The organism is Vibrio sp. 1401 (assembly GCF_033340295.1).
Genome location: NZ_JAWOWF010000230.1, coordinates 1 through 851 on the forward strand (window position 1 = coordinate 1; position 851 = coordinate 851).

The following is an 851-nucleotide window of genomic DNA, read 5'->3' on the forward strand; positions in this document are numbered from 1 at the left end:
CCGAAAGACAAACTCAACATCCACATTCTGGATGACGGCAAGCGTGATAGCTTCCGAGATTTCGCCAAAAGTGTAGGGGTGAACTACATCCGCCGCCCAACGAATGAACATGCGAAAGCCGGTAACATTAACTATGCGTTGAAGCATACCAGCGGTGAGTTTGTTGCGATTTTTGACTGTGACCATATTCCTACACGAGCATTCTTTCAGCTCACAATGGGGATGTTCCTGAAAGATCCCAAGTTGGCGCTTATTCAGACGCCACACCACTTCTTCTCACCGGATCCTTTTGAGCGTAACTTATCGAACTTTCGTAACGTGCCAAACGAAGGCAACTTGTTTTACGGCCTGATTCAAGATGGTAACGACTTATGGGATGCAACTTTCTTCTGTGGCTCGTGCGCTATTTTACGTCGAGAGCCTTTAGAGGAAGTCGGTGGTATTGCAGTCGAAACCGTGACGGAAGATGCGCACACGTCTCTGCGCATGCACCGTTTAGGCTATCGTTCTGCATATCTTAAGCAGCCGATTTCTGCTGGTTTGGCGACAGAAACATTGTCTGCACATGTTGGGCAACGCATTCGTTGGGCTCGCGGGATGGCGCAGATATTTAGGGTAGATAATCCATTGACTGGAAAGGGGCTTAAGCTCTCTCAACGGCTTTGTTACGTCAATGCCATGCTGCACTTTCTATCTGGTATCCCGAGGATTGTATTCCTGATCGCACCATTGGCTTATTTGTTGCTGCATTCCTACGTGATTTATGCGCCAGCGCTGGCGATCATTTTGTACGTATTGCCCCATATGATCCACGCGAGCATGACCAACTCTCGTATGCAGGGTGACTACCG

Annotated in this window: 1 protein-coding gene; it reads left to right on the forward strand. The window is 48.6% G+C overall.

Translation table 11 applies throughout. The annotated features are described in order from the left end of the window. The coding region (locus R7Z77_RS24760; RefSeq protein WP_318136971.1) for a glycosyltransferase family 2 protein at nucleotides 1–851 on the forward strand (851 nt) is incomplete at both ends.